Genomic DNA, 15,844 nt, shown 5'->3' with positions numbered 1-15,844 from the left:
CGCTCGCCCCCCCCGCCGCGGGCGTCCCTTTCCTCTTGGGGGGCCGCGGCCGCCCTGTCTTTTACTCCCCCGACGCTCGGGCGCGGCAAGACGTCGGCGTGATCCAGCCCCGGGACGTCATGAACGACTCGTGCCATCCCGCGCCCTGAACGAGTCGTTCACGGCGTTCCACCTGTGACAGGCTGGACTCGTGAGTGCCCTCTCCGCGAGCGTCTTCGTCAAGTGTTCCTGCGGGCACCTGCACTGGGGCCGCTACGGCGCCGCCGGCCTGCTGCTCGTGGACCCCGCCCGCGGCGTCCTCCTGCAGCGCCGCGCCTGGTGGGTGCACCACGGCCGGACCTGGGCCCTGCCCGGCGGGGCCATCGAGGCCGGCGAGACGCCGCAGGGAGCGGCCGCCCGCGAAGCGTTCGAAGAGGCTTCCGTTCCCCGCCAGGCCTTCCGCGCGGTGTCGGCGTCCGTGGTGGACCATGGGGACTGGAGCTACACGACCGTTCTCGCCCTGGCCGACGGGGCCGAGGCGCGGGTCGCCAACACCGAAAGTGCGGAGGTGCGCTGGGTGGCCCCCGACGACGTGCCCTCCTACCGGCTGCACCGCGACTTCGCCGCCGCCTGGCCGGACCTGCGCGACCGCGTCGGGCAGGAGCTGGTGCTCGTCGTCGACGGCGCCAACGTCGTCGGCTCGCGCCCGGACGGCTGGTGGCGTGACCGGCACGGGGCCGCCGAGCGCCTGCGCGACCAGCTCGTGAAGCTCGCCGAAGCCGGCGTGCCGGATCCGGACGACCCGACGATCACCTGGTGGCCGCGCATCATCCTGGTCGTCGAAGGCAAGGCCAAGCACGTCACGGCCACCGCGGGCGTCGAGGTCGTCCCGGCCGACACCGACGGCGACTCGAAGATCGTCGAGGTCGTCGGGCAGCAGAAGGCGAAGGTCCTGGTGGCGACGGCCGACCGTGAGCTGAAAAGGCGCGTCGAAGCCCTCGGCGCGTCGATCCTCGGCCCGGGCACGCTCCGCACCCGGCTCGACAAGCTCTAACCCCGCACGACGCCGTCGCGCATCTCGGCGACCAGCGACGCCATCACCGCCTTGAGGCTGCCCTTGTGCCGCTCCGCGACCGCCCGCTGCCGCCGGTAGCTCGGCCCGTGGCGAAGGATCGTCTCGACGTCGCGCAGCTCGGCCACGCAGTCCAAGCGCCGCGCCACCGGCTCCAGCCGGTCCAGGAGGTCGGCGATGTCGTCGGTGACCAGCCGTTCGCGCCCTGCCGCGTCCAGGATGACGATCGCGTCGGTGCCGTAGCGGGCCGCGCGCCACTTGTTCTCCTGGACGTGCCACGGCGGCAGCGCCGGCAGGATCTCGCCGTCGTCGAGGCGCTCGCTGAAGTCGTCGACCAGGCACTGCGTCAGCGCCGAGATCGCGCCGACCTCCGCCAGCGTCGGCAGCCCGTCGCAGACGCGCATCTCGATCGTGCCCAGGTGCGGCGCCGGCCGGATGTCCCAGCGGATCTCCGAGAAGTGGTCGATCACGCCGGTGGTGAACATGTCCTCGGCGTAGCTCTCCAGCTCGGCCCACTTCCGGAACTGGAACGGCAGCCCGGCCGTCGGCAGCTGCTGGAACATCAGCGCCCGGTTCGACGCGTACCCGGTGTCCTCGGCGCCCCAGTACGGCGACGACGCCGAGAGCGCTTGCAGGTGCGGCGCGTAGTTCAGCAGCGCGTCGAGGATCGGCAGCACCTTGTCGCGGTGGTCGACCCCGACGTGGACGTGCACGCCGTAGATCAGCATCTGCCGGCCCCACCACTGGGTCCGGTCGATCAGCTTCGCGTACCGCTCCTTGTCGGTGACCTTCTGCTGGTACCAGTTCGAGAACGGGTGCGTCCCGGCCGAGAACATCTCGACGCCGAGCGGGTCGGCGACGCCGTGCACGACGTCGAGCGACTCCGCCAGGTCGGCCTTGACCTCGGCGATCGTGTCGCAGACGCCGGTGATGATCTCGATGGTGTTGAGCAGCAGCTCCTGCTTGATCTTCGGGTGCTCGGCCGCGCCGTCGGGGCGCACCGCCTCGAGGATCCGCTCGGCGACCGAGGACAGCTCGCCGCTGCGGCGGTCGACCAGGCCGAGCTCCCATTCCGCGCCGACGGTCGATCGCCGCGAAGGGCTGAACTCGATGTGCATCGCGCCTGCGTCAGACCTGGGCGCCGTTGCTGGGGTCGGCGCCGGGCGGCGGGCCCTGCCGGACGCGCAGCAGCAGCAACGCGATCGACGTCGCGAGCGCGAGGATGCCCAGCGGCGTCGCCACCGTCGGGCCCACCCCGATCGCGCCGGGCAGGATCAGCAGGAACAGCCCGGCCAGGAACAGCAGCAGGATGAGGAACGCGCCCATCTTCGGCCGGGGCAGCGGCGGCGGCTCCGGCGGGACGTAGTGCTCGTCGTCGCCGGCCGGGTCGTCGGAAAACATCGTCGCGTCCCACGACGTGCCCCCCGACCGCCAGCCGGGCTCCGGCGGGGAGTCCGCGGCCGGCGGCTCGGCGGGCCGGTCCGGCGTCCGGCGCGACTCGCTCCCGACGCCGAAGCCGGCGTCCGCGGCGCCGGCCTTGTCGGCGGGATCGGCGGTGTCCACCGTGTCGGTTTCGGGGAGCCCGAACCCGTCGGCCCGCAGGTCGGCGACGATCTCGGCGAACGTCGCGTCGACGTCCTCCGGTCCGTCCTTCCCCCGGCTCATGCGGTCTCCTCGGGCTGTGCGGCGTGCGCCTTCGCGAACTCGACGCTACGCGTGAAGATGACTTCGGCGTCGTTGTCCTGCGTCGCGACGTGGTAGCTGTTCTCCAGCACGACCTCGGTGACGTCGGTGCTCGAGACGCCGTGCAGCACCAGCTGCGAGTTCACCGGCTCGACGACGTGGTCGACCGACGAGTGCAGCAGCAGCACCGGCTGGGTCACCTTCGCCAGGTCCGCGCGCACGATCGCCCACAGCCTCGCCAGGCTCGCCGCGGCCCGCACCGGCGTGCGCGGGTAGGCCAGCTCCGTCTCGCCCGGCTTCTTGATGTCGTTCGCGATCGCCGGCACCGATGGCACGATCTTGCCCAGCACCGGCAGCAGCCGCGTGTCCCACTTCAGCCGCGTCACCGACGGGTTGACCAGGACGAGCCCGGCGATCCGGTCGCCGAACTCCTCGGCCAGGCGCAGGGTGAGCGTGCCGCCCATCGAGAGGCCGCCGACGAACACGGTCCGGCACGTCGACAGCAGCGCGAGCAGGGCTTCACGGACGGCGCCGTACCAGTCTTCCCACGTCGTGCGGTTGAGGTCCGGCCAGCGGGTGCCGTGCCCCGGCAGCAGCGGGCAGCGCACCGTGAACCCGGCCCCGGCCAGGTGGTCACCCCAGGCCCGCATGCTCGCCGGGGTACCGGTGAACCCGTGGCAGAGCAGGAACCCGGTCTCGGCCGAACCGGTGTGGCCGAACGGTTCCGCGCCGGCGAGCACGCCCATGCGATCGCCTTCCGTGTGAGCGGTGGATTCGTCCATGCTCTCACGGCTCGCGGGCGTTGTGGGGCTCCGCCCGGGCCCGGAATTCCCTGTGAGATCGATCGCTGCCGGGTGGTAACCGGGTGGTCTCCGTTGTGCGGCGGCCACCGGGCTTCGTAGTCTGGTCGACGCGGGTGACAGGGGTTGAGCTGCGATGGAGGACTGAGGCACCGGTGCTGTACTGGCTCATGAAGTGGGTATTCATCGGACCGCTGCTCAAGACGCTGTGGCCGACCAAGGTCGTCGGCGCGGAGAACATCCCCGAGAGCGGGGGCGCGATCCTCGCCGGGAACCACCTGGCGGTCGCCGACTCGTTCTTCATGCCGCTGCGCGTCAAGCGCAAGGTGACCTTCCCGGCCAAGTCCGAGTACTTCACCGAGCCGGGCTTGAAGGGCCTGCTCAAGAAGTGGTTCTTCACCGGCGTCGGCCAGTTCCCGATCGACCGCTCCAGCGGCAACGCCGCCCAGGCCGCCCTCGACACGGCGACCCGCCTGGTCAAGGCCGGCCACCTGCTCGGCATCTACCCCGAGGGCACCCGCTCCCCGGACGGCCGCCTCTACAAGGGCAAGACCGGCGTCGCCCGGATCGCCCTGGACTCCGGTGGCGTCGTCGTCCCGGTGGCGATGATCGGCACGGACAAGGTCAACCCGATCGGCTCCAAGATGTGGCGGCCGCGCCGGCTCGAGGTCCGCTTCGGCAAGCCGCTGGACTTTTCGCGGTACGAGGGTCTCGCCGGCGACCGGTTCATCGAGCGGTCCATCACCGACGAGATCATGTACGCGCTGATGGAGCTCTCCGGCCAGGAGTACGTCGACATCTACGCGGCGAAGGCGAAGGAACTGCTGGCCGCGGAGGCCGCCGGGGTGAAGCCCGAGGTGCCCGCTCAGCCGACCGCGTCGGACGCGGCCCGGGTGCCCGAATCGAAGGTCGGCTGACCCACTAGGGTTCACCGGTGCGTTTCTTCTACGACACCGAATTCATCGAAGACGGCGTGACCATCGATCTGGTGTCCATCGGTGTCGTTGACGAACGGGGCCGCGAGTTCTACGCGGTTTCGACCGAGTTCGACCCGGCGAAGGCCGGGCAGTGGGTCCGGGACAACGTCCTGGACAAGCTGCCGTCGCCGGCCGACCGGGCGTGGCGCAGCCGCGAGAAGATCCGCGCCGATCTGCTGGAGTTCTTCGGCAAGCCGCCGGGCGGGATCGAGCTGTGGGCGTGGTTCGCCGCGTACGATCACGTCGCGCTCGCCCAGCTGTGGGGCCCGATGCCGGCGCTGCCGCGGCAGCTGCCGCGCTTCACGCGCGACCTGCGTCAGCGGTGGGAGGACGCGGGCAAGCCGAAGCTGCCGTCGGCCCCCACCGACCAGCACGACGCCCTGGCGGACGCGAAGCACAACCTCGCGCGCTGGGAGATCATCGAGGAGCACTTCCGGCGCCGCTGACGTTCATTCGTCCGGCACCACGGGGGTCACCACAGTGCGGCGGAAGTGGTTGAAGATCACCGACGTCCGGACGTCGACGATCTCCTTGCGCTGGGTCAGCCGGTCGAGCACGAACCCGCTCAGGTGATCGTTGTCGGCGACCGCGATGTGCAGCAGGAAGTCGTCGCTGCCGGACATCACGAACACCGACAGCACCTCGGGCAGCCCCGCCACGAAGGCGCGGAACGATTCGATCACCGCGCGGTCGGGCGGGCGCAGCCGCACCGCGACCATCGCCTGCACCGGCCGGCCGATCTTCTTCAGATCGACGTCGACGTGGTGCCCGCGCACGAGCTTGACGTTGTGGCAGCTGTTCGGCGGGGCCGTCGTGCTCGCCGGCGTTTTCCTCGGCAGCCGGAGGAACGCGTGACGGCGCTCCGGCCGCCCGAAACTGTCGGGGGTCCCCGGTAAGGTAAAAACCGGGGGACCCCCAGGCCGGGGACCTCTCAGCGGCGAGCCCGGACCGCCGAAGCCAGCTCGTCCAGCAGCGGGGCTGTGTCATCCCACGCCAAGCAAGCGTCCGTGATCGACTGGCCGTACGTCAGCTCCGCCGGGTGTCCCAGTGAAAGGTTCTGCCGCCCGGCCGCGATGAAGCTCTCCATCATCAGCCCCGAGATCCCGCGCTCGCCGGAACCGATCCGCTCGGCCAGCTCGCGGACCACCGAAGCCTGCCGCACGTGGTCCTTGCCGCTGTTTCCGTGCGAAGCGTCGATGATCACGCGCTCCGGCAGGCCCGACTTCGCCAGCCGCGCCAGGGTTTCCGTCACCGTCGCCGCGTCGTAGTTCGGGCCGCCGTTGTGGCCGCGCAGGATCACGTGGCAGTCCGGGTTGCCCGACGTCGTCAGCAGCGCCGCCAGGCCGTCGGTGTTGATGCCCGGGAACACGTGGCTCGCCGCCGCCGCGCGGGTCGCGTCGACCGCCACCTGGACGTCGCCCTCGGTCGAGTTCTTGATGCCCACCGGCATCGACAGCGCGCTGCACAGCTGGCGGTGCACCTGGCTCGCCGCGGTGCGCGCGCCGATCGACCCCCACGTCACGACGTCCGAAATGAACTGCGGCGTGATCGGGTCGAGGAACTCGCAGCCGACCGGCAGGCCGAGCGCGGAGACGTCGAGCAGCAGCTTGCGCGCCATCCGCAGGCCCTTGTTGACGGCGAACGTGCCGTCCAGGTCCGGGTCGTTGATCAGGCCCTTCCAGCCCAGCGTGGTGCGCGGCTTCTCGAAGTACACGCGCATCACGATGTGCAGCTCGCCGCGCACTTCTTCGGCCTTGGTGGCCAGCCGGCGGGCGTAGTCGAGGGCGGCTTCCGGGTCGTGCACCGAGCACGGGCCGACGACCACGAGCAGCCGGTCGTCCCGGCCTTCGAGGATGTCGACGGTTTCGGCACGGCCCTGCCGCACGACCTTGGCGACGGCGGCGTCGACCGGATGGTCTTCGCGGAGCAACGCGGGCGAAATGAGCGGACTGATCGACGTGGTGCGCGCGGCGTCGAGGTCACCGATGGTGGCCGGTCCGGCGGAGAGCGTCATCGCGGGGGTGTTCCTTCCTGGTGGACACCGACCCGCGCGGGGGACCCTCGCCGAGCCGGTTCGAAGTCCGGCTCGGGGGTGGAGGTCAGCGCAGGTTCACGCCGCCGTGCCCACCCGGGGCCGGCTTCGTAAACCAGTAATAGCGCTGCACGTGGTCAAGCTAGCACACACCGGAGCCGGACCGATTCGGCAGCTGGTCCGGGCTGCACCGATCAAGACGAGAGCCGCTACTCTGGCGAGCGACGAAATGTGACTGTCATCTCCAGAGAACAGACGGAGGCTTCTCATGCGTGTCGGTGTGCTGACCGGCGGCGGCGACTGCCCGGGGCTCAACGCGGTGATCCGCGCGGTGGTGCGTAAGGGCATCGAGGTCCACGGCTGGGACTTCGTCGGCTTCCGCAACGGCTGGAACGGCCCGCTGACCGGGGACAGCCGTCCGCTCGGCCTCAACGACGTCGAGGACATCCTCACCCGCGGCGGCACCATCCTGCGGTCCTCGCGCACCAACCCGTACAAGGTCGAGGGCGGCGTCGAGAAGATCAAGCAGGTCCTGGCCGACCAGGGCGTCGACGCGCTGGTCGCGATCGGCGGCGAAGACACCCTCGGCGTCGCGAAGCGCCTTACCGACGACGGCATCGGCGTCGTGGGCGTGCCCAAGACGATCGACAACGACCTGGGCGCCACCGACTACACCTTCGGCTTCGACACCGCGGTCTCCATCGCGACCGAAGCGATCGACCGGCTGCACACCACCGCCGAGTCGCACCACCGGGCGCTGGTCGTCGAGGTCATGGGCCGCCACGCCGGCTGGATCGCGCTGCACTCCGGCCTCGCCGGCGGCGCGAGCGTCATCCTGGTGCCGGAACGGCACTTCGACGTCGACCAGGTCGTCTCCTGGGTCGAGCGCCGCTTCGAGAAGGAGTACGCGCCGATCATCGTCGTCGCCGAGGGCGCGCTGCCCGAGGGCGGCGAGGAGCGGCTGCTCACCGGCGAGAAGGACGCCTTCGGGCACGTCCGCCTCGGCGGCATCGGCACCTGGCTGGCCGACGAGATCGCCCACCGCACCGGCAAGGAGTCCCGCGCGGTGGTCCTGGGCCACGTCCAGCGCGGCGGCACCCCGACGGCCTACGACCGCGTCCTGGCGACGCGCTTCGGCCTGCACGCGGTCGACGCCGTGGCCGACGGCGACTTCGGCGTGATGGTGGCGCTGAAGGGCACCGACATCGTCCGCGTGAAGCTGTCCGAGGCGACGGCCGAGCTGAAGACGGTCCCGGTCGAGCGCTACCAGGAAGCCGAAGTCTTCTTCGGCTGAGTCTTCGCCCATGAGGGGCACCTTCATGGCTTCAAAGCCATGAAGGTGCCCCTCATGGCTTTTCGGACGTGGGTGGCTGCCAGGGCGGCATCGGCCAGTCCCAGTGCGGCACCGGTTCGTGGAGGTTCGGTTCGGCGCCCGGCGCCGAGAACACGACGGCCAGGCGGCTGCCCCACTCGAGGTAACCGGCGAAGGCGGCGCGGAACTCGGGATCGCCGGGCAGGCCGGCCTCGTCGGCGGCGTCGAGCAGCAGATTCACCCACCGGCGGCGCTGCTCTTCGGTGATGGCGCGCCCGAGGTGGCGCCCGACCATGTGGGCGTGGCCGCCGTGGCTTGCGGAGTAGACGGCCGGCCCGCCGAAGACCTCGCCGAGCCAGACCGCGACGTGCTTGGGGTGGTCCGGGTCCATGCCGCGGAACACCGGTTCGAGCAGCGGGTCTTCGAGGACGTGGCCGTAGAAGATCGTCAGCAGCTTTACGAAGGCGTCATGGCCGCCGGCCCAGTCGTAGAGACTGGGGGGCGGCGGTGTGTCCGGCGTGATCACCCGGTCAGGCAACCAGTGGTCGCCCGGCCGGGCAACCACGTACTTTCCGGTGCGTAGGGGGACGGGATGAAGCGGTACCACTGCGCGGTGGAGCTGGCGGTCGACCTGATCGGCGGCAAGTGGAAGCCGGTGATCCTGGCGCACCTCAAGGAGGGCGCGCACCGCTACGGCGAGCTGCGGCGCCGGATGCCGGGGGTGAGCGAGAAGATGCTGACCCAGCAGCTGCGCGAGCTGGCGGCGGACGGCGTCGTCCGCCGCGTCGAGTTCGCCGGCCGGGTGCCGCACGTGGAGTACCACCTGACGGAGGTGGGGGAGGAGCTCCGCCCGGCGTTGCAGGCGCTGTACGAGTGGGGCGAGCGCCGCGCGGCGGCCGCGGGGATCACGTTCGAACCGGCACCCGAGCCCGAGCGCCCCTGACGGCACGTCATGAAAGGGTCGTTCACCTCGTCGGATGTCATGAACGAGTCGTTCATGACATCCCGGGCCGGTCAACGCGGGTCGGTCTCGTCCAGCCGCCGCTCCAGCGCATCGAGCCGGTCCGACCAGAAGGCGCGATAAGGCGCCAGCCAAGCGTCCACTTCGGCCAACGGCTCCGGCCGCAGCGCGTAGCACCTCCGCTGGGCCGCCACCCGCACCGTCACGAGCCCGGCCTCCCGCAGCACCCGCAGGTGCTTGGACACCGCGGGCTGGCTGAGGGAAAGCTCGTCGACCAGCTCGCCCACCGAACGCTCGCCGTCGCGCAGCAGGTCCAGGATCGTGCGGCGGCGGGGTTCGGCCAGCACCTCGAAGGTCTGCATCACCCCTGAAATGTGCTCCGGACGGCATATTCCTGTCAAGGCATGCGCACGCGATCCACTGGGCTCCACGGCCCAACACTTCCTGGTCTGAACCATTGACCTAATGGTCTAGTCCACTTACGGTGGTGTGGTCCCCACCACTCCGGCACCGTCGCCGTGAGTAATTCTCCGAAGGGAGAAGGCATGTCCCGTTTCCGCAGGAAGAGCTTCTCGGCGCTGCTGACCGTGGCCGCCGCCGCGGGCCTGGTCGCGGGAGCCGCGACCGCCCCGGCCGCCACCGCCGCCACCGAAACCGCGCAAGCCTCCGTCGGCAAGGTCGTCGGCTACTTCACCGAATGGGGGGTCTACGACCGGAACTACCACGTCAAGAACGTCGAGACGTCGGGTTCGGCGAGCAAGCTGACCCACATCAACTACGCCTTCGGCAACGTGACGAACGGCGGCTGCGCGATCGGCGACGCCTACGCCGACTACCAGAAGACCTACGACGCCGCGGGCAGCGTCGACGGCGTCGCCGACACCTGGGACCAGCCCCTCGCCGGCAGCTTCAACCAGCTCAAGAAGCTCAAGGCCAAGCACCCCGGGCTGAAGGTCCTCTGGTCGTTCGGCGGCTGGACCTGGTCGGGCGGCTTCGCGCAGGCCGCGCAGAACCCCACGGCGTTCGCGAACTCCTGCTACAACCTGGTCAACGACCCGCGCTGGGCCGGTGTCTTCGACGGCATCGACATCGACTGGGAGTACCCCAACGCCTGCGGCCTGAGCTGCGACAGCAGTGGCGCGGCGGCGTACAAGAACCTGATGGGCGCCCTGCGTGCCAAGTTCGGCTCGAAGCTCGTCACCGCGGCGATCACCGCCGACGGCACGAGCGGCGGCAAGATCGACGCGGCCGACTACGGCGGCGCCGCTCAGTACGCCGACTGGTACAACGTGATGACCTACGACTACTTCGGCGCCTTCGCCCCGCAGGGCCCGACCGCCCCGCACTCCCCGCTGACCGGCTATGCGGGCATCCCGACCGCCGGCTTCTACTCCGACGCGGCCATCCAGAAGCTCAAGAGCAAGGGCGTCCCGTCGAACAAGCTGCTGCTGGGCATCGGTTTCTACGGCCGCGGCTGGACCGGCGTCACGCAGAGCGCGCCCGGCGGCACGGCGACCGGCCCGGCGCCGGGCAAGTACGAGCAGGGCATCGAGGACTACAAGATCCTCAAGACGTCGTGCCCGTCGACCGGCACGGTCGCCGGCACCGCGTACGCCAAGTGCGGCAGCAACTGGTGGAGCTACGACACCCCGTCGACCATCGCCGGCAAGGTCTCCTACGCCAAGCAGCAGGGCCTCGGCGGCGCGATGTTCTGGGAACTGTCCGGTGACACCACCAACGGCGAGCTGATCACGGCCGTCGCCAAGTAGGACTCCCGGTGCGGCCGGTCGTGCGCGGAACGCCGGCCGCACCGGGTTTCGACCCGGGGGCACCGACGCGGAAACCGTCGGTGCCCCCGTTTATCGTTCCCGCCGTGAAGTTCAGCGGATTCGGCGAGTACGCCGTCGACTTCTACGACGGCCTCGTGGAAGACAACTCGAAGCCCTACTGGGACGACCACGTCGAGACCTACAAGTCCGACGTCCGGGCCCCGATGGAGGCGCTGCTGGCGGAGCTGGCGCCGGAGTTCTCCGACGGCTTCGGCGAGCCCAAGGTGTTCCGCCCCTACCGGGACGTCCGCTTCGCCAAGGACAAGACGCCGTACAAGACCCACTGCGGCGCGGTGATCGAGCAGGGCCGCGGCGGCGGCGCGTACTACGTCGAGGTGGGCCCGGAGGGGCTGCGCGCCGGCGGCGGCTGCTTCCACCTGGCGTCCGACCAGATCGCGCGCTTCCGCAAGGCCGTCGACACCGAGCTGCACGGCGAAGCGCTCGAGAAGATCCTCAAGAAGCTCGAAAAGGCCGGCTGGGAGGTCCGGGGCGACCGGCTCAAGTCGAAGCCGCGGGGCTTCGACGCCGACCACCCCCGCCTCGACCTGCTGCGCTACCGCTCGGTGTACGCGATCCGCGTCTGGGAGCCCGACGACGTCCTGCACGAGCGGGGCGCCCTCGAGCGCGTCCGGAAGGCCTGGCGGCAGCTGCGCGAGTTCAACGAATGGGCCCGTGACCGGGTCGGCCCCAGCGAGCAGCCGCGCCGCTAGCGCGCCTCACAACGTCGCCAATGACTCATTCGCGGCGCCGGATGTCCCCGATGACCCATTCGCGACAGTCAGATCCCCCTACCGCCGTGACCTGACCCCGCAGGTTTCTGAACAGTTTCTCTGAACTTTTCGGGATCGGTACAGACGAACGCGCGGAGAGGGACTACGCTGTGCGAACGTGAGCCGACGCGCGAAGATCGTTTGTACCCTGGGCCCTGCTACCGCTACGCCGGAGAAGATGCGGGCCCTCGTCGACGCTGGCATGGACGTGGCCAGGATGAACTTCAGCCACGGCAGCCACGGCGACCACAAGGAGGTCTACGACCTCATCCGGGCCGCGGCTGCCGAGAGCGGCCGGGCGGTCGGCATCCTCGCCGACCTGCAGGGCCCGAAGATCCGCCTCGGCACGTTCGCCGGTGGGCCGGTCGAGTGGCACAACGGCGACATCGTCCGGATCACCGTCGAGGACGTCGCCGGCACCCACGACCGGGTTTCGACCACCTACAAGGGCCTGGCGAGGGACGCCAAGCCCGGTGACCGCCTGCTCGTCGACGACGGCAAGGTCGGCCTGGTGGTCAAGGAGGTCGACGGCCAGGACGTGGTGTGCGAGGTCACCGAGGGTGGCCCGGTCAGCAACAACAAGGGTGTCTCGCTGCCCGGCATGGACGTCTCCGTGCCGGCGATGTCCGAGAAGGACATCGAAGACCTCGAGTTCGCCCTCGAGCTGGGCGTGGACTTCATCGCCCTGTCCTTCGTCCGCTCGCCCGCCGACATCGATCTGGTCCACCAGGTGATGGACCGGGTCGGCAAGGGCAGGCTGCCGGTCGTCGCCAAGATCGAGAAGCCCGAGGCCGTCTACAACCTCGAGGCCATCGTGCTGGCCTTCGACGCGGTGATGGTCGCCCGCGGCGACCTCGGCGTCGAGCTGCCGCTGGAGCAGGTCCCGCTCGTTCAGAAGCGCGCCATCCAGATCTGCCGCGAGAACGCGAAGCCGGTCATCGTGGCGACGCAGATGCTCGAGTCGATGATCAACAGCTCCCGGCCGACCCGCGCCGAGGCCTCCGACGTCGCGAACGCCGTCCTCGACGGTGCCGACGCGCTGATGCTGTCCGGCGAGACCTCGGTCGGCCGGTACGCGATCGAGGTCGTCCAGACGATGGGCCGGATCATCGAGGCGGTCGAGACCGACTCGCCGGTCGTGCCGCCGCTGACGCACGTCCCGCGCACCAAGCGCGGCGTGATCTCCTACGCCGCCCGCGACATCGGCGAGCGGCTCAACGCGAAGGCCCTGGTCGCCTTCACGCAGTCCGGCGACACCGTGCGCCGGCTGGCCCGGCTGCACACGCGGCTGCCGCTGCTGGCGTTCACGCCGGAGGACTGCGTGCGCAGCCAGCTGTCGATGACCTGGGGCACCAGCACCTACATCGTGCCGCGGGTGGACTCGACCGACCAGATGATCCAGCAGGTCGACCACTCGATGCTGGAGATGGGCAAGTACCAGAAGGGCGACCTGGTCGTCATCGTGGCCGGCTCCCCGCCTGGCACCGTCGGCTCGACGAACCTGATCCACGTGCACCGCCTCGGTGAAGACGACCACGCATAAGGGACGTCCCACCATCGCAGCACATAGGGTCTGGCCATGACTGAAATGGCCAGGACGGCCGCCACCGAACTGGAGATCCCGGGTGGCGGCCAGCCCGTGCTGGACCGCCTGATCGCGCTGCTCGACCTGGAGAAGATCGAAGAGAACATCTTCCGCGGCGTCTCGCCCGCCCACTCGCCGGTGCGGGTGTTCGGCGGGCAGGTCGCCGGCCAGGCGCTGGTCGCGGCCGGGCGCACGGTCCCGGAGGAACGCCGCGTCCACTCGCTGCACGCGTACTTTATCCGCGGCGGCGACCCCAGCGTCCCGATCATCTACGAGGTCGACCGGATCCGGGACGGCCGCTCGTTCACCACCCGCCGGGTCATCGCGATCCAGCACGGCAAGGCGATCTTCTCGCTCTCGGCGTCGTTCCAGAAGGACGAGCCGGGCATCGAGCACGCCGAAGAGATGCCCGACGGCGTGCCGGCGCCGGAGACGCTGCCGACGCTGATGGAGCGCGCCGAGGGCTACGCGATCGGCGCCCACAGCCGGCCGCGGCCGATCGACGTGCGGTACGTCAACGAGCCGCCGTGGGTCACCCGCGAGACGGGGGAGCGGCCCGCGCGCAACCAGGTGTGGATGCGTGCCGACGGGAAGCTGCCCGACCAGCAGCTGCTGCACGTCTGCGTGCTGACCTACGCCTCGGACATGACCCTGCTGGACTCGGTGCTCGCGCGCCACGGCGTCTACTGGGACACCGACAAGGTGCTCGGCGCGAGCCTCGACCACGCGCTGTGGTTCCACCGGCCCTTCCGTGCCGACGAGTGGTTCCTCTACGACAGCGCGTCGCCGACCGCCTCCGGCGCGCGGGGTCTCGCCACGGGCCGCTTCTTCGGAGAGGACGGCACCCTCATCGCCACGGTCGTCCAAGAAGGACTCTTGCGCGTCCTCTGAAGCTTGTCGGGAAATCACCCTTACGGGCGACGAATAGGCGAAATAAACGTTCTGCCAATAAGGCGTCGACGTGACGGAAGAGGGCCGGGGCCGATCGGGGGGCGGCCCCGGACCTCTTCTTCCGATGATCACGCGGCGAGCCGTGGATCGATCGTCTACGCTGCTCACAGGCCCTAGGTGGGGCTGGGGAAGCAAACCCGCCGCGTCCTGTCGCAGCGCAGGGTGCGAGCATACAGAAGCATTCTGCAAATTGCAGATACGACACCGGTTGCGTGGCGGTAATAGGTACCGTGCGATTACTCGAACGTCCCTGTTAGATACTGGGAGCAAGCGAACGGCTACGACGCCGTCACATCCGGAGGTGCGCGATGGCAAGGGGACAGAGCCCCACGGTTCGCCGCCGGAGGCTCGCGGGAGAGCTGCGCCGGCTGCGCGAAGCCGCGGACCTGACGATCGACGAGGTGGGCGAGAAGCTCGAGTGCTCCGCGTCGAAGGTGAGCCGCATCGAGACCGGCCACGTCGGGGTCACCCCGCGTGACGCGCGGGACATGCTGGCCCTCTACGGGATCACCGGCGACGAGCAGGAGGCGCTCGTCCAGCTGGCCAGGGAAGCCCGCAAGCGCGGCTGGTGGCACGCCTACAACGAGGTCTTCACCGGCACCTTCGTCGGGCTCGAGGCCGACGCCAGCTCGCTGCGCGCGTTCCAGGCCCTGCTGGTGCCGGGGCTGCTGCAGACCGAGCGGTACGCCCGCGCGGTGATCCGGGCGCTGCGGCCGGACGCCGAGGACGCCGAGACCCGCCGCCGCGTCGCCGCCCGGATGGCGCGCCAGGAGCTGCTGTCCGACACCCCGCCCCCGGAGTACTGGGCGGTGATGGACGAGGCCGTGCTGCGCCGCGTCGTCGACGGTCCCGAGGTGATGGCCGAGCAGCTCTACCGCATGGTCACGCTCGCCGAGAAGCCGAACGTGACCATCCAGGTCGTGCCGTTCGGGGCCGGCGCGCACCCGGGGATGGAGGGCCCCTTCCTGATCATGGGCTTCCCCGAGCAGGCCGACCCGGACGTCGTCTACGTCGACGACAGCACGTCCAGCGGCCTCTACCTGGAGGAACCCACAGACGTCCGGCGCTACGGGCTGATGTTCGACCATCTGCGCGCGGCCGCACTGAAGCCGGACGACTCGGTGGAGCTGATCGCCGAGGCGGCCGGGCGGTTCGCCGAACAGGCTGCCGCACCGGCTCCGGTGCACCATCTGGAACCGAGGACACAGTAAGGGAGTTGGGGACCATGGAGAACGAACTTTCCGGGGCGCGGTGGCGCAAGAGCAGCCACAGCGGCGGCGGCAACGACTGCGTCGAGGTCGCGTTCGTCGCCGGCGGTGCCGCGGTGCGCGACTCGAAGGACCCCGAAGGTGGTGCTTTCCGCCTGCCCGCATCGGGTTGGCGGGGGCTGCTGGCCGCGGTGCGGCCCGGCGGCCCGGCGCACGACTGAGGCGCTTTCGGAGACCCCTTACCCCCGCCGAGCTGGGCTCGACCGGGAGTAAGGGGTCTTTTCACGGCCAGGGCTGCGTGATCACCCGATGCCTGAGGTGCTCCCTCAGGACGAACCTGAGTGCTACCAACCGGAGAATTCGGGGACAAGGGGAACACGATGCACAGCGATCTGCTGCTCGACGCGGTCCGGGCCGAAGCGGCCTACCGGGCCGAGGAACTGCGGAAGGCCGGGCGCAGCGCCTGGGCCGCCCGCGCCCGCCGCGCCGTCCGCCACCTGCGGGCCCCGCGCGCCGACGTCGACGTGCCGGCGCAGGAGCGCCGCGAGGCCGCGCGGGAAACCGCCGGTGTCGGCGAGACCGCCCGGTAGGGGCGGGTGAAGGTGTCCAAGGCGATAAGCGTGCGGACCTTGTCGGTGACATCCGGGGCTTCGCCCCAGGTCGGGGGCTTCGCCATCCGAACCTC

The 15,844-nt window shown here is 70.3% G+C and carries 19 protein-coding genes; 12 read left to right on the top strand and 7 right to left on the bottom strand.

Features of this window, described 5'->3' with window-relative positions; all coding sequences use genetic code 11:
• Positions 1-190 precede the first annotated feature (190 nt).
• On the top strand, positions 191-1,033 hold the full coding sequence (locus tag AB0N03_RS43960) for an NUDIX domain-containing protein (RefSeq protein WP_364385869.1): 843 nt from the start codon (positions 191-193) through the stop codon (positions 1,031-1,033).
• On the opposite strand, the gene AB0N03_RS43955 is transcribed toward AB0N03_RS43960, so the two are convergent.
• Genes AB0N03_RS43955 through AB0N03_RS43945 form a run of 3 tightly spaced genes read right to left on the bottom strand, consistent with a single transcriptional unit; the run spans position 1,030 to position 3,480 of the window.
• Positions 1,030-2,169, bottom strand: coding sequence for a glutamate--cysteine ligase (locus AB0N03_RS43955; RefSeq protein WP_364385866.1), 1,140 nt, complete (start codon positions 2,167-2,169; stop codon positions 1,030-1,032). The genes AB0N03_RS43960 and AB0N03_RS43955 overlap by 4 nt on opposite strands.
• Positions 2,170-2,179: 10 nt before the next feature.
• Positions 2,180-2,716, bottom strand: coding sequence for a hypothetical protein (locus AB0N03_RS43950; RefSeq protein ID WP_364385863.1), 537 nt, complete (start codon positions 2,714-2,716; stop codon positions 2,180-2,182).
• A complete protein-coding gene (locus AB0N03_RS43945; RefSeq protein WP_364385860.1) occupies positions 2,713-3,480 on the bottom strand; it encodes an alpha/beta fold hydrolase in 768 nt (255 codons plus the stop codon). Before AB0N03_RS43945 ends, AB0N03_RS43950 begins: the two co-directional genes overlap by 4 nt.
• Positions 3,481-3,689: 209 nt before the next feature.
• Here AB0N03_RS43945 and AB0N03_RS43940 point away from each other — a divergent pair, with 209 nt between their 5' ends.
• Together AB0N03_RS43940 and AB0N03_RS43935 are read left to right on the top strand one after the other, a co-directional pair.
• Complete coding sequence (locus AB0N03_RS43940; protein ID WP_364385857.1) at positions 3,690-4,451, top strand: lysophospholipid acyltransferase family protein; 762 nt, start codon at positions 3,690-3,692, stop codon at positions 4,449-4,451.
• A 17-nt stretch (positions 4,452-4,468) separates the two neighbouring features.
• Entirely contained in the window at positions 4,469-4,957 is a 489-nt protein-coding gene (locus tag AB0N03_RS43935) for a polyadenylate-specific 3'-exoribonuclease AS (protein ID WP_364385854.1), read from the top strand.
• A gap of 3 nt (positions 4,958-4,960) precedes the next feature.
• Here the strand turns inward: AB0N03_RS43935 and AB0N03_RS43930 are convergent, their stop codons facing one another.
• The gene (locus AB0N03_RS43930; RefSeq protein ID WP_364385851.1) at positions 4,961-5,287 is read right to left on the bottom strand and encodes an Lrp/AsnC family transcriptional regulator; all 327 of its coding nucleotides are present in this window, start codon (positions 5,285-5,287) and stop codon (positions 4,961-4,963) included.
• 155 nt (positions 5,288-5,442) lie between these two features.
• Complete coding sequence (locus AB0N03_RS43925; protein ID WP_364385848.1) at positions 5,443-6,525, bottom strand: 3-deoxy-7-phosphoheptulonate synthase; 1,083 nt, start codon at positions 6,523-6,525, stop codon at positions 5,443-5,445.
• Between the two features lie 286 nt (positions 6,526-6,811).
• Here AB0N03_RS43925 and AB0N03_RS43920 point away from each other — a divergent pair, with 286 nt between their 5' ends.
• Entirely contained in the window at positions 6,812-7,837 is a 1,026-nt protein-coding gene (locus tag AB0N03_RS43920) for a 6-phosphofructokinase (RefSeq protein WP_364385845.1), read from the top strand.
• Between the two features lie 52 nt (positions 7,838-7,889).
• On the opposite strand, the gene AB0N03_RS43915 is transcribed toward AB0N03_RS43920, so the two are convergent.
• On the bottom strand, positions 7,890-8,381 hold the full coding sequence (locus tag AB0N03_RS43915) for a group II truncated hemoglobin (protein ID WP_364385842.1): 492 nt from the start codon (positions 8,379-8,381) through the stop codon (positions 7,890-7,892).
• A 66-nt stretch (positions 8,382-8,447) separates the two neighbouring features.
• Between AB0N03_RS43915 and AB0N03_RS43910 the strand changes: the two genes are divergently transcribed.
• Entirely contained in the window at positions 8,448-8,798 is a 351-nt protein-coding gene (locus AB0N03_RS43910; protein WP_364385839.1) for a helix-turn-helix domain-containing protein, read from the top strand.
• A 71-nt stretch (positions 8,799-8,869) separates the two neighbouring features.
• Here AB0N03_RS43910 and AB0N03_RS43905 read toward each other — a convergent pair whose 3' ends face one another.
• Positions 8,870-9,178, bottom strand: a complete 309-nt coding sequence (locus AB0N03_RS43905) for a metalloregulator ArsR/SmtB family transcription factor (RefSeq protein WP_364385916.1) — start codon at positions 9,176-9,178, stop codon at positions 8,870-8,872.
• Positions 9,179-9,361: 183 nt separating this feature from the next.
• Between AB0N03_RS43905 and AB0N03_RS43900 the strand changes: the two genes are divergently transcribed.
• The 7 genes from AB0N03_RS43900 (at position 9,362) to AB0N03_RS43870 (ending at position 15,749) form a co-directional block, all read left to right on the top strand.
• A complete protein-coding gene (locus AB0N03_RS43900) occupies positions 9,362-10,585 on the top strand; it encodes a glycoside hydrolase family 18 protein (RefSeq protein ID WP_364385836.1) in 1,224 nt (407 codons plus the stop codon).
• Positions 10,586-10,689: 104 nt separating this feature from the next.
• Positions 10,690-11,355: a DUF2461 domain-containing protein gene (locus tag AB0N03_RS43895; protein WP_364385833.1), complete on the top strand. Its 666-nt coding sequence runs from the start codon at positions 10,690-10,692 to the stop codon at positions 11,353-11,355.
• Positions 11,356-11,533: 178 nt separating this feature from the next.
• The gene (gene pyk, locus AB0N03_RS43890; RefSeq protein WP_364385830.1) at positions 11,534-12,958 is read left to right on the top strand and encodes a pyruvate kinase; all 1,425 of its coding nucleotides are present in this window, start codon (positions 11,534-11,536) and stop codon (positions 12,956-12,958) included.
• A 36-nt stretch (positions 12,959-12,994) separates the two neighbouring features.
• Entirely contained in the window at positions 12,995-13,891 is an 897-nt protein-coding gene (gene tesB / locus AB0N03_RS43885; protein WP_364385827.1) for an acyl-CoA thioesterase II, read from the top strand.
• 368 nt (positions 13,892-14,259) lie between these two features.
• Positions 14,260-15,162, top strand: a complete 903-nt coding sequence (locus AB0N03_RS43880) for a helix-turn-helix transcriptional regulator (protein ID WP_364385824.1) — start codon at positions 14,260-14,262, stop codon at positions 15,160-15,162.
• A 14-nt stretch (positions 15,163-15,176) separates the two neighbouring features.
• Positions 15,177-15,380 carry a DUF397 domain-containing protein gene (locus AB0N03_RS43875; RefSeq protein ID WP_364385821.1) on the top strand — a complete coding sequence of 68 codons (204 nt, stop codon included), beginning with the start codon at positions 15,177-15,179 and terminating at the stop codon, positions 15,378-15,380.
• 159 nt (positions 15,381-15,539) lie between these two features.
• Positions 15,540-15,749 (top strand): hypothetical protein, encoded by a 210-nt coding sequence (locus tag AB0N03_RS43870; RefSeq protein WP_364385818.1) that lies wholly within the window; start codon positions 15,540-15,542, stop codon positions 15,747-15,749.
• The last annotated feature ends 95 nt before the right edge of the window (positions 15,750-15,844 follow it).

The organism is Amycolatopsis sp. NPDC051061 (genome assembly GCF_040682935.1).
Classification (GTDB): domain Bacteria; phylum Actinomycetota; class Actinomycetes; order Mycobacteriales; family Pseudonocardiaceae; genus Amycolatopsis.
The sequence above is the reverse complement of the archived record's forward strand: the minus strand, read 5'-3'. Positions and strand labels throughout refer to the sequence as shown.

What these genes read in the sequence shown, in the direction of transcription:
- AB0N03_RS43955 (WP_364385866.1), bottom strand. Translation starts at nt 2,169, where the DNA reads ATGCACATCGAGTTCAGCCCTTCGCGGCGATCGACCGTCGGCGCGGAA.
- AB0N03_RS43950 (WP_364385863.1), bottom strand. Translation starts at nt 2,716, where the DNA reads ATGAGCCGGGGGAAGGACGGACCGGAGGACGTCGACGCGACGTTCGCC.
- AB0N03_RS43945 (WP_364385860.1), bottom strand. Translation starts at nt 3,480, where the DNA reads ATGGGCGTGCTCGCCGGCGCGGAACCGTTCGGCCACACCGGTTCGGCC.
- AB0N03_RS43925 (WP_364385848.1), bottom strand. Translation starts at nt 6,525, where the DNA reads ATGACGCTCTCCGCCGGACCGGCCACCATCGGTGACCTCGACGCCGCG.
- AB0N03_RS43920 (WP_364385845.1), top strand. Translation starts at nt 6,812, where the DNA reads ATGCGTGTCGGTGTGCTGACCGGCGGCGGCGACTGCCCGGGGCTCAAC.
- AB0N03_RS43910 (WP_364385839.1), top strand. Translation starts at nt 8,448, where the DNA reads ATGAAGCGGTACCACTGCGCGGTGGAGCTGGCGGTCGACCTGATCGGC.
- AB0N03_RS43905 (WP_364385916.1), bottom strand. Translation starts at nt 9,178, where the DNA reads ATGCAGACCTTCGAGGTGCTGGCCGAACCCCGCCGCCGCACGATCCTG.
- AB0N03_RS43900 (WP_364385836.1), top strand. Translation starts at nt 9,362, where the DNA reads ATGTCCCGTTTCCGCAGGAAGAGCTTCTCGGCGCTGCTGACCGTGGCC.
- tesB (WP_364385827.1), top strand. Translation starts at nt 12,995, where the DNA reads ATGACTGAAATGGCCAGGACGGCCGCCACCGAACTGGAGATCCCGGGT.
- AB0N03_RS43880 (WP_364385824.1), top strand. Translation starts at nt 14,260, where the DNA reads ATGGCAAGGGGACAGAGCCCCACGGTTCGCCGCCGGAGGCTCGCGGGA.
- AB0N03_RS43875 (WP_364385821.1), top strand. Translation starts at nt 15,177, where the DNA reads ATGGAGAACGAACTTTCCGGGGCGCGGTGGCGCAAGAGCAGCCACAGC.
- AB0N03_RS43870 (WP_364385818.1), top strand. Translation starts at nt 15,540, where the DNA reads ATGCACAGCGATCTGCTGCTCGACGCGGTCCGGGCCGAAGCGGCCTAC.